The sequence below is a fragment of the Chryseolinea serpens genome (genome assembly GCF_900129725.1).
GTDB lineage: Bacteria > Bacteroidota > Bacteroidia > Cytophagales > Cyclobacteriaceae > Chryseolinea > Chryseolinea serpens.
In genome coordinates, this window is record NZ_FQWQ01000004.1 from 331,618 (window position 1) to 344,413 (window position 12,796).

General features: G+C 50.4%; 12 protein-coding genes. 9 read left to right on the forward strand and 3 right to left on the reverse strand.

Going from position 1 to position 12,796, the window contains the following annotated elements; all coding sequences use genetic code 11:
• The first annotated feature begins 36 nt into the window (after positions 1 to 36).
• The 5 genes from BUB30_RS25865 (at position 37) to BUB30_RS25890 (ending at position 7,429) form a co-directional block, all read left to right on the forward strand.
• Positions 37 to 963, forward strand: coding sequence for a TerC family protein (locus BUB30_RS25865; protein ID WP_073140296.1), 927 nt, complete (start codon positions 37 to 39; stop codon positions 961 to 963).
• 145 nt (positions 964 to 1,108) lie between these two features.
• Positions 1,109 to 3,004, forward strand: coding sequence for a tetratricopeptide repeat protein (locus BUB30_RS25870; RefSeq protein ID WP_073140299.1), 1,896 nt, complete (start codon positions 1,109 to 1,111; stop codon positions 3,002 to 3,004).
• A gap of 356 nt (positions 3,005 to 3,360) precedes the next feature.
• Entirely contained in the window at positions 3,361 to 3,732 is a 372-nt protein-coding gene (locus BUB30_RS25875; protein ID WP_073140302.1) for a hypothetical protein, read from the forward strand.
• Positions 3,733 to 3,791: 59 nt separating this feature from the next.
• Positions 3,792 to 4,193: a hypothetical protein gene (locus BUB30_RS25880; RefSeq protein WP_073140306.1), complete on the forward strand. Its 402-nt coding sequence runs from the start codon at positions 3,792 to 3,794 to the stop codon at positions 4,191 to 4,193.
• 830 nt (positions 4,194 to 5,023) lie between these two features.
• Entirely contained in the window at positions 5,024 to 7,429 is a 2,406-nt protein-coding gene (locus BUB30_RS25890) for an ABC transporter permease (RefSeq protein ID WP_073140312.1), read from the forward strand.
• A gap of 532 nt (positions 7,430 to 7,961) precedes the next feature.
• Here the strand turns inward: BUB30_RS25890 and BUB30_RS25895 are convergent.
• The gene (locus BUB30_RS25895) at positions 7,962 to 8,285 is read right to left on the reverse strand and encodes a hypothetical protein (RefSeq protein ID WP_073140314.1); all 324 of its coding nucleotides are present in this window, start codon (positions 8,283 to 8,285) and stop codon (positions 7,962 to 7,964) included.
• Between the two features lie 180 nt (positions 8,286 to 8,465).
• Between BUB30_RS25895 and BUB30_RS35295 the strand changes: the two genes are divergently transcribed.
• Entirely contained in the window at positions 8,466 to 8,936 is a 471-nt protein-coding gene (locus BUB30_RS35295) for a hypothetical protein (protein WP_073141184.1), read from the forward strand.
• Here the strand turns inward: BUB30_RS35295 and BUB30_RS25905 are convergent.
• Positions 8,926 to 10,071, reverse strand: coding sequence for an AI-2E family transporter (locus BUB30_RS25905; protein ID WP_073140317.1), 1,146 nt, complete (start codon positions 10,069 to 10,071; stop codon positions 8,926 to 8,928). The genes BUB30_RS35295 and BUB30_RS25905 overlap by 11 nt on opposite strands.
• 171 nt (positions 10,072 to 10,242) lie before the next feature.
• On the opposite strand from BUB30_RS25905, the gene BUB30_RS25910 reads away from it, so the two are divergent.
• Both BUB30_RS25910 and BUB30_RS35300 read left to right on the forward strand, forming a co-directional pair.
• The gene (locus BUB30_RS25910) at positions 10,243 to 11,061 is read left to right on the forward strand and encodes a Cof-type HAD-IIB family hydrolase (protein ID WP_073140320.1); all 819 of its coding nucleotides are present in this window, start codon (positions 10,243 to 10,245) and stop codon (positions 11,059 to 11,061) included.
• Positions 11,062 to 11,223: 162 nt separating this feature from the next.
• Positions 11,224 to 11,400 carry a hypothetical protein gene (locus BUB30_RS35300; RefSeq protein ID WP_178377205.1) on the forward strand — a complete coding sequence of 59 codons (177 nt, stop codon included), beginning with the start codon at positions 11,224 to 11,226 and terminating at the stop codon, positions 11,398 to 11,400.
• A gap of 2 nt (positions 11,401 to 11,402) precedes the next feature.
• Here BUB30_RS35300 and BUB30_RS25915 read toward each other — a convergent pair whose 3' ends face one another.
• Positions 11,403 to 11,915, reverse strand: coding sequence for a GNAT family N-acetyltransferase (locus BUB30_RS25915; protein ID WP_073140323.1), 513 nt, complete (start codon positions 11,913 to 11,915; stop codon positions 11,403 to 11,405).
• Positions 11,916 to 12,055: 140 nt separating this feature from the next.
• Here BUB30_RS25915 and BUB30_RS25920 point away from each other — a divergent pair, with 140 nt between their 5' ends.
• On the forward strand, positions 12,056 to 12,718 hold the full coding sequence (locus tag BUB30_RS25920) for a hypothetical protein (protein ID WP_073140326.1): 663 nt from the start codon (positions 12,056 to 12,058) through the stop codon (positions 12,716 to 12,718).
• Positions 12,719 to 12,796 lie beyond the last annotated feature (78 nt).

Genomic DNA, 12,796 nt, shown 5'->3' on the forward strand with positions numbered 1-12,796 from the left:
TTGGTTGATCACCTTGCTGCACGGGACCCTATAACCATGAATGACACCACTATCCTCTGGATCGCCTTCAACCTCTTTGTGCTGGCCATGTTGGCCCTTGACCTGGGTGTATTTCATCGCAAATCGCACGATGTCACCACCAAAGAAGCACTCACCTGGACCGCGGTGTGGGTGACGCTGGCCCTGCTGTTCAACGTCTTCCTGTATTACTATTTCGACAAAGAGACCGCGGTCCAATTTTTCACAGGATACCTGATTGAAAAATCGCTCAGCGTGGACAACATCTTTGTGATCATCATGATCTTTTCATACTTCAATGTTCCCACCACCTATCAGCATAAAGTATTATTCTGGGGCATACTGGGGGCGTTGGTGATGCGGGTGATCTTTATTCTTTCGGGAGTGGAACTCATCCACAGGTTTCATTGGCTCATTTACATTTTTGGAGCCTTCCTGGTGGTCACAGGCGTCCGGATGCTGATCGCCGGGGATGCCAAACTGGAGCCCGAGAAAAATCCTTTGGTCAGGCTTGCCCGCAAACTATTTCCGTTCACGCCGACCTTTGAAGGGGATCAGTTCTTTGTGCGTCGCGACGCCAAACTGTGGGCCACGCCATTGTTCCTGGTGGTGATCCTGATCGAAGCAACGGACCTTATTTTTGCAGTCGACTCCATACCCGCCATCATCGCCATCTCCGACGATCCCTTTATTGTGTACACATCCAACGTGTTCGCTATCCTCGGGTTGCGCTCGCTATACTTTGCCCTCTCGGGAATAGAAAAATATTTCCAGTATTTGAAATACGGCCTTTCGGCCATCCTCATTTTTGTAGGGGTTAAAATGAGCATCACCGATCTTTACAAGATCCCGATCAATTTGTCGCTCATTGTCATCGTTGTGATACTCGCCGTGGCCATGCTGGCGTCTGTATTAGCGCAGAAGAAAAAGCATGGCCCCGAGTAAGTAGCCAAAAAAATTTCATTCAATTCTTTGTTGTAAAAAAAGGTTTCCTGGAGATATCGTATATTGCAAGCGCCAATTTCCATAACTCTATCCCGTCTCGACGATGGCTTTCAGACTGCTCCTTTGCTGTTTCCTAACCGGTGTTATGATCAGCGCCCACGCGCAATCCGATTTGGTTACCGAGAGCATTTTAGATTATTTTTCCTCCACCAGCCGGCTCCGGGAATACGAGAACATCACCGTCGAATGGAAGATGGACGGCCCCACCCAAGTCCAATTCAACGAAGGGCTGAATAATCTTTTTGAAAACAATCCTTCCCTGGCCGAAGTCAATTTTAGTAGCGTGATCGGGAAAGATTCGCTGCTTTGGCAAGCCTATTACTACCGGGGTATCTGCTATAAACAACTGGACAAAAGAAAAAAAGCACGAAGCGACCTGAAGCGCGCGATGCAACAACACGGGCCTTTCTTCGAAGGGTTTGTGGAGATGGGCAAGGTGGAGCAGTTGGAGCGCAACGATGCCGAAGCACAAAAGAACTTTAACAAGGCAGCGCGTTTGGCACCCTCGAGGGCCGTGATCTATTACCTGCAGGCCAACCTGGAACTGGATATGGCACAACGCAAGGAAGCCCTGAAGGACTATGCCACCTGCCTGGAGAAAGACAGCCTTTTTTCCGACGCCCGCATCCACCTGGGATTGATCAAGGTCGCGACCGACCACAAATCGGAAACGGCGCTGCCCCATTTGGACAAAGTGCTGCAATATGATTCCCTAAACCGCCATGCCTTGATGTTTCGGAGCATGATCTCCGCCGACAAACGTCAAAATCTGGCCGATCTCAACACGGCTGTTCGGGTAGATCCTGCAAACATCACGGTGCGCTACCTGCGCGGTCTGGTGTTCACCCAGCAAGGCAACTACGACCGCGCATTTCCCGACTTCAACAAAGTGATCGAAGGGACGTTCGCGAGCGACAATAATTTTCAAGGGCGCCAAACGTGGATCGACAAAAAGATCGATATCCAAAATGCCGGGGCCTACACCGTGCGGCGTGTATATGGACTACCGGAAAAAGAAGCCGAAAAAATAAAGAAGGCCTTTTGCCTGTTGGTGCTCGGCTCAGACGCCGAAGCACTGGCCACGCTGGAGCAAACGAAATTGAAGAACTATGAACCGCTGTGCCTGTTCCTGCGCGGGGTGGCTAGCGAACATATGGGAAAACACATCGATGCCCTGCAGTTTTACAACCAAGCGCTGGCCCGCGACAACGAGATCCTGGATGCTCACAAAAAACGGGGCATCTATGAACAGGAGATGAAGGAGTGGGACAAATCCATCGCCGACTTCACCGACGTGCTTCGCCTCAACCCGGAAACATTCATCGCCTACAAATGGAGAGGGGTTTCCCACTACAACTCGGGTAAATACGAAAAGGCCATCGCAGACTACACGCAGTATCTCAAACGCGACAGCACCGACGACGAGACCATCGGCTACCGGGCCGTGGCCTATGAACACACCGGGCAATACCTGGAGTCGTGTGTGGACTATGCAGACTCGAAAAACAGGCACGTACTCGTCTTGACCAAACTGGACAGAGCCCTGGATTCATTGCTCATCCTAAAGGACACGGCCAAAGCCTATTACTACGCCGACCGGATCACTAGGAACATCCGTTACTTCACGGAGGGCTATGTGATAAAATTCAGGGTCATGATGAAGAAAGGCGATTGGGCCGGGATCGAGAAGGAAGTGTACGACGCAGCCAACAATTTTCGTCAAGGGCTGAACAAGGCGGATCAATCCTATGTCCTCACAGTGGCCGGCGCCGCCTCTTCCAGAAACAAGCGATATGACGATGCCATCGCCATGTTCACAGAAGCCATCAAGGTAGACAAAGAGAACGCATGGGCATTACTGGAACGCGGGAAAGCCTGGCAAGCGATGGGCAAAAAGAGCAAAGCATCTTCGGATTGGAAGAAGGCGCAGGCGCTGGGCCATCCGGAAGCCGGAGGGTTGTTGAACGGGATAGGGGATTGAAACGGCAGAAGAAACTTTATGAAGATCCTATCCTTCGCGTTGATTTTGAGCTTTCCCTTTTCATGGTCAAATGAAGGGAAATAGAGACCCCTAATCCGCTAACAAGAGGGGCGTGAAGTATTAACTTTAAACAATACCAGTTTAGACCGTTAAAAAGTTGAGCCCCGGTTATAGCGAAAATATCTCCTGACTCAATCTCAGTAGGCGAGGAGTTGCCCGTAATGATGTTTGTCAAGGATGCCAATTTAAACGTTGAAGGAGCATTTGACCCACTGAGTCGGTATGAAGAGATTCCCAGAGATAATCATGATGATAGCAAGTATATATATTGACGAGAGGATATTAATTTGTAGGAAATGAACGAATCATCCGGAAAAGGATATCAGATCGCCGATAAAGACGAACCCAAAGTACTTGTTCGATTACTCGAGATACCTGTTTTTTTAAGTGGAAAGAAAATACATAGGTTGAATGACTTCGCGTACGGGGAGTGGCTCATCTTTGAGGGTGGCAGACCAAAATATTATTTTTGCATCCTCGACGAACGGTACGCGGATAAGAAGGATCAAATTACGCAAAGCGGAGATGTTGAGCGTTATCTGGAAAAATCTTTTAAAGATAAAGGGCTGAATCTAAGTCTGAAGAACGGAGTGTTTGGATGGGCTCTTGAATGGAAATTTGAGATCATAGACCTGTATCTTGAAAATCTGCCCTTAGAGTATTTGTAAAGAATATCCGAAGGTCAAGGGATGTAGAATAACCAGGGAAGAACAAATAGAGTATTTAAATGGAGAGCTTTTGTATTAAGGCGGTCTGCGAATGGAATGAAAGATATTCCGTTGTGGTTGAAGACGATCACCGGGTATGCTATGCTTACCTGTTGCAGGATGACAAGATCGTAGGCGATGTCTGGTTGTATAATTCCATTGCCGATCCCGTGAGCACAGATTGGAAGAATAGGGAAGATATGCCATTTTTGAATCCCATTCGTTATATAAAACCTGGCGTAAAAATCTCACCTGTCACTGATACTTGTGAAATTGAGATGGTTTGGAAAATGCAGGGTCAAGATGTGAGTGATGTTGATATTTATGTTCGGAAAGACTTGCTGGCAAAATTGAAAATGTCCAGACCAGGGTGGTCAACCATTGTTTCGGAGGATGGCCCGCTGGCGAAAGTGCTTATGTAACTTTTAAAAAATGAGTGATATTTTTCCTTCGGTAACGTTCATGACTTTATTGCTATGGGGTCGTATCTTTCCTTGCGAGCGACCATCGAGGGGCGGACGATTCACAAGCACACTGAAGACCGGGTTGATAAATTGCCAGATGCAAGCTGCGGTATAAATAAAATATGAATAGATTTTTGTTGTTATTTTTAATATTCGATCTGACTTCATGTGTCAGAAGAGAGGTTCCGCCAGTGGTGGAGTTAAAACAAAATTATGACCAACTTCCTGCCAGGGTTCAAGAATCTTTTAGACACTACGATCAATTCAGTCGCTATCTTTTGGAGGGTGGTGGTGTATTGAATTTTGATACATTAGTTCAGTATGAACTTAGCGTTGAGACCACAGGACCCTGGACGGATTACTTCTTGTTGATTGATAGAAATCATAATAAAGAGTTCGAAATTCCGGCGGGGTCGGCGTCCCCTTTTGTTATCTGTGATGGAATGCTTTTTGTCCCAAATTCCTACAACATAGCGAATTCAGAGGAAGCTAGGAGGACTGATTATAAAAGGTATAGGTTGGAGTAAGTGAACAATGGCTATCCCCTTCGGGTTAACGATCAACCCCATCAGCCTAGCAACAGTGTTAACCGAAAATTGCCTTTCGCTATTGTTCTTGTCATCACCGACAACCCAGTCAGCCTCGTTGCCACTAATACGAAATTTAGGCAGCGACGAAACAACCCCGCCCGAACCATCCCACAACCGGACAGTCCATTCTTTTTTCCAGATTACCCTTGTAACTTTTTGACCAAGCTTCGGTACTCCATGTATTGAATTACCCCAACCATGCTAAAAAACTACCTCACCTCCGTCTTCCGCTACGTCTCCAAGAACAAAGCTTTCACGTTCATCAACGTCTCTGGCCTGGCCATTGGCATGGTGGCGTGTATGCTCATCGTGCAGTTCGTTATCCATGAGTTTAGCTACGACACGTTCCTGGATCACAAGGATCAGATCTTCCGCGTGCAACTTGACCGCTATAACAAAGGGGAGATCTCCACCCGGTGGGCGTCCGGTTGTGCAGGCATCGGGCCGGATTTGAAGGCTGAGTTCCCCGAGGTGAAGTACTATACCCGCATGCGGTGGGGCAACGCCATGCTCTCTCACGGTGATGTGTTCTTCAAGGAAGACAATGTGAAGTTCGCCACGGAGGACTTCTTTAAAATATTTTCCATCAAAATGCTGCAGGGCGACCGCGAGACGGCCCTGAAGGAACCCTATAAAATGGTCATGTCCCAATCTTTGGCCAGGAAGTATTTCGGCGACGAAAACCCGATGGGCAAAATGATCCGCAACAACGGCAAGACCGACTACGAGATCACCGGCATCTTCGAAGACCTGCCCGCCAACTCGCACATGGCCATCGACGGCTTGTTTTCCTTCGCCACCTACCAGGCCATGAACAACAACGACCCCATGAGCACCTGGATGTGGGACGGCTTCACGACCTACATCATGCTGGACGAGAAAGCTGACCCCAAAACATTCGAGTCAAAGTTGCCGGCCCTGGTGGAGAAGAAGGTGGGCAAAGAACTGAAAGACGGCAACGAGGGCATGGTCTTCCATTTGCAGCCCGTATCCTCCATTCACCTCGATTCGGATTTCATCGGCGAGTTCAAGGCGAATGGCAACCGGCAATCGGTCTATTTCCTTTCGGTGGTGGCCATCCTCATTTTGTTCATCGCGTGGATCAACTACATCAACCTGTCCACCGCCAAGGCCATCGAGCGGGCGCGTGAGGTGGGCGTGCGCAAGGTGATGGGGAGTTTCCGTTCGCAGCTGGTCCAGCAGTTCATGCTGGAAGCGTTGGTGCTCAACGCGGCGGCCGTGGGCATTGCTGTGGCCTTTGTGTTGTTGCTCACGCCCTGGTTCAGTGAACTGACAGGGCGACCGCTGGGCTATACGCTATTCCGGCAAAGTGAATTCTGGTTTGGGATGGGCGGCCTCATCGTGATGGGCGCGTTGCTCTCGGGGTTGTACCCGGCCTTTGTGTTGTCGTCCTACAAGCCTGTCGAAGTATTAAAAGGAAGGTTTAAGAATACGAGTCGTGGCGTCTATTTCCGCAAGGGGATGGTGATCACGCAGTTTGTGGCTTCCATCACGCTCATTGTCGGCACGTTCACGGTCTACCGGCAGCTGCGCTACATGCAAGAACAGAAACTTGGCGTGAACATCGACCAGACACTGGTGGTGAACTCACCCAGTGTGACGGACTCAACCTATCAGCAAAAGTTTCAGGTCTTCAAGCAGTCCCTGCTGCAATACCCCGAAGTCTCCTTTGTCACCGCATCGACGTCGGTGCCGGGATCACGACCGGGATGGAACGCAGGGGGTATTCGCCGCTTGAGCCAGCGCGAGGATGAAGCCAACCAATATCGCGTCATCATGATGGACCACGATTTCATCAAGGCCTATGGATTGGAGATCGTGAGCGGCCGGCCTTTTTCGGGCGACGTCGTGAACGAGAACGAGTCGGTGATCCTCAACGAATCGGCCGTGCGCCTCATGGGCTTTAGCAAGCCCGAGGAAGCGTTGAATGATCACATCTTTTTTTGGGGCGACACTTTTAAGATCGTGGGGGTGTTGAAGGACTACCACCAGGAATCGCTCAAAAAGGCATTCGATCCCTTGGTCTTTCGCTACGACAAATCGCCCGGCGGATCCTACTCCATCAAGTTCAATACTACCCATGTGAAAACCTCGATGGCGAACTTCGAAGAACAGTGGAAGGCCGTGTTCCCCGGCAACCCGTTCATCAGTTTCTTTCTCGACGATCATTATAATCAGCAATATAAATCCGACCAACAATTCGGTCGCATCTTTGGCATCTTCTCCACGCTGGCCATCTTCATCGCCTGCCTCGGCCTGTTTGGGCTCTCGTCGCTCACCGCGATCCAGCGCACCAAAGAGATCGGCGTGCGCAAAGTGTTGGGTGCCTCCATTTCCGGCATCCTGGCCCTGATGAGCCGCGACTATCTATGGCTCATGGCCATCGCCATCACCCTGGCCGTCCCGTTGGCCTGGTGGACGATGCATACCTGGCTTTTGAACTTTGCCCAACGCATCGACCTCAGCTGGTGGATCTTCGCCATCCCCAGCGCCACCGTGGTGCTGATCGCGCTATTGACCGTGAGCATCCACACACTGAAAGCGGCCCGGACGAATCCGGTGAAATCGCTGAGGTACGAGTGAGGGGCAGCAAAAAAAAGACGCAGGTCGATTGACTGTGCGTCTTTTTCTTAGAGGTGATTTCAGGAGCCAGAATCCAGGAGCCAGGAGCCAGAAGCTTATGCTCGGTGTTCCAGTAGCCAGTATTCAGTAGCCAGGGTTTTTGTTCTCGGACTTCAAGAGGCAGGGCCCAGGAGTCAGAAGTTTGGCAATCCTGGGCAGTCAGTATCCAGTAGTCAAGTCTTTATTATTGGACTTCGCAGTCAGAATCTTCTTTCCAGTACTTGAGGAGTCAGGAATCGAGAACGATGAATGAGTCGTCACTCGCCTGTTGGGAAATATTTTTTACTACTGTGATGCCCAACTCTGAATTAACTCCTAACTCCTGAATTTAAGATCTCGGAATGCTAACTCCTCGAATGCGGTCCGCCTGTTTTAACATTGGTACCGTCGCCGAAAAAAAAAATTGACTACTGGCAACTGGAACACCGAGCATAAGCTTCTGGCTCCTGGCTCCTGGATTCTGGCTCCTGAAGGAGCCGCCCCCCAAGCCCAACTACTTTCCTTCCATCTTCGTGAGTCCCTTCGACGATTCCAATTTCGCTTCCGGAGTATACCTCACTTCAATCTTATCACTTCCCTTTCCTTTCGTATACTGATACCAGATCGGCTTTGCAGAGGTGCGATTGCCATCGGTGACCATGGTATAGGAAACCGTCCAGAAACCTTCGTCGGGAATTTTGCCGAAGTCTTTTTCGAACGCCAAGCGTACGGAAACGGGCACTTCATCGACCTGAATCTTTTCCGTCTTTTTCACTTGCGCCATCACCGATACACCAAGGGCGGCGGCGAAGATGAGGGTGAGCATTAGTTTTTTCATCGTCTGATTGTTTTTGGTTTAACCGTAAGTATATACGGCGATTGTGAAAGGAAGGGTACGTAATTATGTAACGTAACGCGGTGGATTTTTTTGAAGATGTTTTCACTGGATATACTGCGATAGGCTAGGGTGAGTGGTTCTATTTTGTACTTTTAGGCGTTGCACAACAAAATGAATTACATGAACGGAAAATGGAAACTATTGCCCATCCTAGGTCTGCTGGCCTGTACCGCAAACACCAAACCGGCGGCCCCGGCATCGCTGCCCATAGAAGGTACGTGGCAACTGCTCTCGTCGGCCTACATCAAGAAGGATACCACGATTCGCAACGACGCCCCGGGTACGCGCATGATCAAGATCCTCAACGGATCGCACTTTGCGTTCCTGTTGCACGAGGTGCGCACACCGGGCGATACCCTCGCACCCCGTTCGTTTTCGGCCGGGGGTGGATCGTATACGCTGGTGAACGACCATTACACCGAACACCTGGAATATTGCAGCGCCCGCGACTATGAAGGCAAGGATTTCGAATTCACCGTGGCGCTCCATGGCGACACGCTCATCCAATCGGGCGTAGAGAAGTTGAAGGAGTACGGCATCGGCGAGGAGGATCTGCCGTTGGTGGAGAAGTATATCCGGGTTAATCCTTAGAAGGTTTTGGAGCAGCAACCTTAGGAGCCTTCGGGACTTTGGATGCTTTCCCGGTGACGGCGGCGGCGATCTTGCTCTCTTTATTATCAGTATCATCGCCCAGCAACATGCCCCAGGGTTTGAGACTTTCCACGCGATCGAAAATCACTTTGAGCACGGCAATGCCGGGGATGGCCAGGAACATGCCGCTGATGCCGCAGAGCGCCCCGCCAATGATCACACCCACAATGGTGACGAGCGCATTGATGCGCACGCGGTTTCCCACGATCAGGGGCATCATAAAGTTATTGTCGATGAACTGAACGATGGCCAGAATAACCGCCACCCAAACCACATCGCTGAGATTTTCGGAAGTGATCAGGGTAATGAGCATACAAAACACATTGGCCACCAGCATGCCGATGTAGGGAACCAGGTTCAGTAAGGCCCCGACCAACGCCAGGAAGATCGGATACTTTATGCCCAGGATCAGAAAGCCCACCGAGTTCAACGCAAACACCAGGGTCATGTCCGTGAGCAGGCCGAGAATGTAGTGCTGACCGATGGTGCGCGATTCATGCAGGATATCGACGACATTTTCTTCTTTGGTAGACTCAAATACCGACACGATGAACCGCTTGATCAGGTCCTTATAGAACAATAGTAGAAACGTATACACCGGCAAGAACACCACATAAGACAGCGCCTCGGTAATGTTCACCACGGTTTGGCCGACAATACCTGCACCCGAGTCCTTCATATTCTCCGCCGTGTCTTTGAGATACTGATTTTGTTTGCCCGTGCTGATGTGGAAAGTGGTGTTGATCCAACCCTGTAGGGAATGGATGAGTGAATTCAACCGCGTCTTGATGGCGTCGCTGTCTTCCAGGAAGTTGGCCACCTGCGTGGAGAGCAGGTAGATGACGCCCGCGATGAGCGCCAGCGATATAAAGATGGCCAGGATGATGGCCGGGACCTTGGGAAAGCGTATGCGTTGCAAAAAGTTGGTGACCGGCAACAGCAATGTTGCCAGCAGGATGGCAAAGAAAAGGGGCACCAGGATGCCTTGACCGATATAGAGGGCCGCGCCCAGCAAGGCCAGGCTGATCAGGTTGAGGCTAAGCTTTTTGTAGAAGGGTTCGGTTTGTGAAGTCATCGGGTCAAGTTAAAGAAAAGGCAGCATTTTTCGGGCGAGCCTGTGTGTTTTTAAGCCGGGTGTCTTGGGGCGGTCACACAAAAAAATGTTTTGTGAGGGCGATGAGATAAACAACACAATGAAACGAATGTTACCTTTCGCACTCGTGATATTGCGTATTTTTTTATCCGTATGAAATTCAACGCCCTTTGCTCCGATATCGATGGCACATTGCTCGACAGCCATCGCGCCCTTTCGCTCCGGACGATCGCTGCCATCCACCGGCTGCCGGCTTCCGTGCCCGTCATCCTGGCTTCGTCGCGTATGCCCGCGGCCATGCGTCATTTGCAGGCTGAGTTGGGTAGGCCGCATGAGCCCCTCATTTGTTTCAACGGCGGCTATGTGCTGTGGGAGCGCCATGGGGCGGAGACCCCGGAAGTGTGGACATCGATCTACATTCCGCTACCCATTTGTCAGCAGATCGTGACCCTGGCCAAGAGCACGCCGCTTCACGTCAGCCTTTTTGAAAGCGATCACTGGTATGCTGCGGAAGAAGACTCCTGGACCCGGCGCGAGGCCGGCATCACCAAAGTGCACCCTACCTTCCGTGCGCTGGATAGTGTCTTGAAGGATTGGGAGGGTCAGGGGCACGGGGCCCACAAGATCATGTGTATGGGATCCGAAGCCGATGTCGAGACGATGTACCACACCCTCATCGAAACGTTTCCCGACGATCTGCACGTCTACCGCTCCAAGTCCACCTACCTGGAGTTGGCGCCCAAATCCATTTCAAAAGCCACGGGCCTGGCGCAGGTCATGGCCAAGCTCAACATCGACATGCAAACCGTCATCGCCTTTGGTGACAACTACAACGACGTGGAAATGTTGGAGGCAGTAGGGTGGGGCGTGGCCGTGGCCAATGCGCGCGATGAAGTGAAAGCTGTGGCCCGCGAGATCGCCCCGCATCATAAAGCCGACGGCGTGGCCATCACGGTGGAAAAATATTTTTAGCGGAAAAGCACTACGGTGGGGCGCGAATTCCTCACCGGTCCATCGTGGCTAAATGTTAGACCTGGATAAATCCATCATTTTCGCCCGATTTTGGTGGACACAACGCGTTCAAAAGTTGGCCTGATTTTTTGGTGTTTCTGGATCAATACAATTTGATCTTTTATGAAACTCAAAAACATAAATGCCTTTGCATTCTTTATTTTCCTGCTCGTCACCGTCACCAGCTGTCAAGTCATTGGCGACATCTTTGGGGCAGGTGTGTACACCGGTATCTTCATTGTCATCTTTATTATTGTCATCATCTTCATTCTCCTCTCCAAAGTATTCCGGAAACCCTAGGATCAGGATTTTGCCGAAAGATCCAGTTCATAGCGTTGCTCGACAACGGGTTTGCCAAATGCATTGGAGGGTGTCTCTTGGGTGAGCTTGAAGCCAAAGCGGTGATACAATGCGGCTGCGGCCAGCAGGCCGCGCGTTGTCATGAGATAGCATGAGGTATAGCCTTTTTCTTTCAGGAATTCCATAAACAATTCCATGAGCAGTTTCCCCAGGCCGATGCCGCGGTAGTTGGGGTGGATCACAAAATAACGCAATTGGGCCGCCGTTCCCCGGTCGACCAACAAGAGAAAGCCGATGATGCGTCCTTCGTGCTCACAGACCCAGGCGCGTTCGCGTTCGGGATTGTAGTGCTGGTAGAATTCATAGAGGCCTTGTGCCACGTAGGTCTCGAAAAGAATGCCGAAACCATGTTCGCGTCCATAAAAATGTCCATGCATATAGATGACGTAGCCGATGTCGCCGGCCTTCAATTCGGTGCGGATCGTGATTTGTTCGAGCGTAACTTTCGTGGGCATCCTACAAGTTATAAAAACCTCCGAATCTTTCTTTTTTCAGGGTTTTTATATTTTTCCAGGCCTTGAAAAAAAAAATTGAGAGGACATGGGGGTAAGACGCGGGGCGGTTGTCTAAGCTGCATATGAAACAAATGAACCTTATGAAAACCCCAATCAGATCACTTGCATTTGCTTTCCTGGTCGCGCTGAGCATAACAGCATTTGGACAGGACAACGAGACCACAACCGACCGCAATAACGAGATCCAAACCGTGTTCAAGACCAGTGGAAAAGCCACCGGGGGCTATGGCGCCCTCACCAACAAATTCACCACCATCGGTGGCGACTTTGCAAACCTGGCCGGCGTCTATGGCGGATGGTATGTGAACCACAAATTTCTGCTCGGTCTGAGTGCCGCAGCGGCGACCAACAACATTCCCGTGCCCAATAAATACAGCGTCGATCCCTTGCGCAACATGAGCTATGAATATGGCCAGTTTGGGTTGATCACGGAATATGTGCTGGGCTCCAACAAACCCGTGCACCTGGCTTTCAACCTCTTCTCCGGCGCCGGCTTCACCGTGCAATATGAACGCCACAACTGGGAACACAACAACGATTTCGATCACCACGACAACCACGACGAAAACTGGTTCTTCGTAGCCGAACCCGGCGTGCAGGTAGAAGTGAATCTGTTCAAATGGATGCGCTTTAGCCCGGGAGTATCGTATCGCGCAGCCTTTGGCAGTGATGCAGCGGGGCTGAGGGATAGTGACCTTAGCAATATCTCTTATAATGCTACGTTGAAGTTTGGAAAATTTTGAGAGTAAGGAGCCAGGAGCCAGAATTTAGTAGCCAGTATTCAGAATTCAGTAGTCGTTAAATTGACAATCCGTAGTTAG

Coding starts and splice junctions, on each gene's coding strand:
- BUB30_RS25865 (WP_073140296.1), top strand. CDS start 37: ATGAATGACACCACTATCCTCTGGATCGCCTTCAACCTCTTTGTGCTG.
- BUB30_RS25870 (WP_073140299.1), top strand. CDS start 1,109: ATGATCAGCGCCCACGCGCAATCCGATTTGGTTACCGAGAGCATTTTA.
- BUB30_RS25875 (WP_073140302.1), top strand. CDS start 3,361: ATGAACGAATCATCCGGAAAAGGATATCAGATCGCCGATAAAGACGAA.
- BUB30_RS25880 (WP_073140306.1), top strand. CDS start 3,792: ATGGAGAGCTTTTGTATTAAGGCGGTCTGCGAATGGAATGAAAGATAT.
- BUB30_RS25890 (WP_073140312.1), top strand. CDS start 5,024: ATGCTAAAAAACTACCTCACCTCCGTCTTCCGCTACGTCTCCAAGAAC.
- BUB30_RS25895 (WP_073140314.1), bottom strand. CDS start 8,285: ATGAAAAAACTAATGCTCACCCTCATCTTCGCCGCCGCCCTTGGTGTA.
- BUB30_RS35295 (WP_073141184.1), top strand. CDS start 8,466: ATGAACGGAAAATGGAAACTATTGCCCATCCTAGGTCTGCTGGCCTGT.
- BUB30_RS25905 (WP_073140317.1), bottom strand. CDS start 10,071: ATGACTTCACAAACCGAACCCTTCTACAAAAAGCTTAGCCTCAACCTG.
- BUB30_RS25910 (WP_073140320.1), top strand. CDS start 10,243: ATGAAATTCAACGCCCTTTGCTCCGATATCGATGGCACATTGCTCGAC.
- BUB30_RS35300 (WP_178377205.1), top strand. CDS start 11,224: ATGAAACTCAAAAACATAAATGCCTTTGCATTCTTTATTTTCCTGCTC.
- BUB30_RS25915 (WP_073140323.1), bottom strand. CDS start 11,915: ATGCCCACGAAAGTTACGCTCGAACAAATCACGATCCGCACCGAATTG.
- BUB30_RS25920 (WP_073140326.1), top strand. CDS start 12,056: ATGAAAACCCCAATCAGATCACTTGCATTTGCTTTCCTGGTCGCGCTG.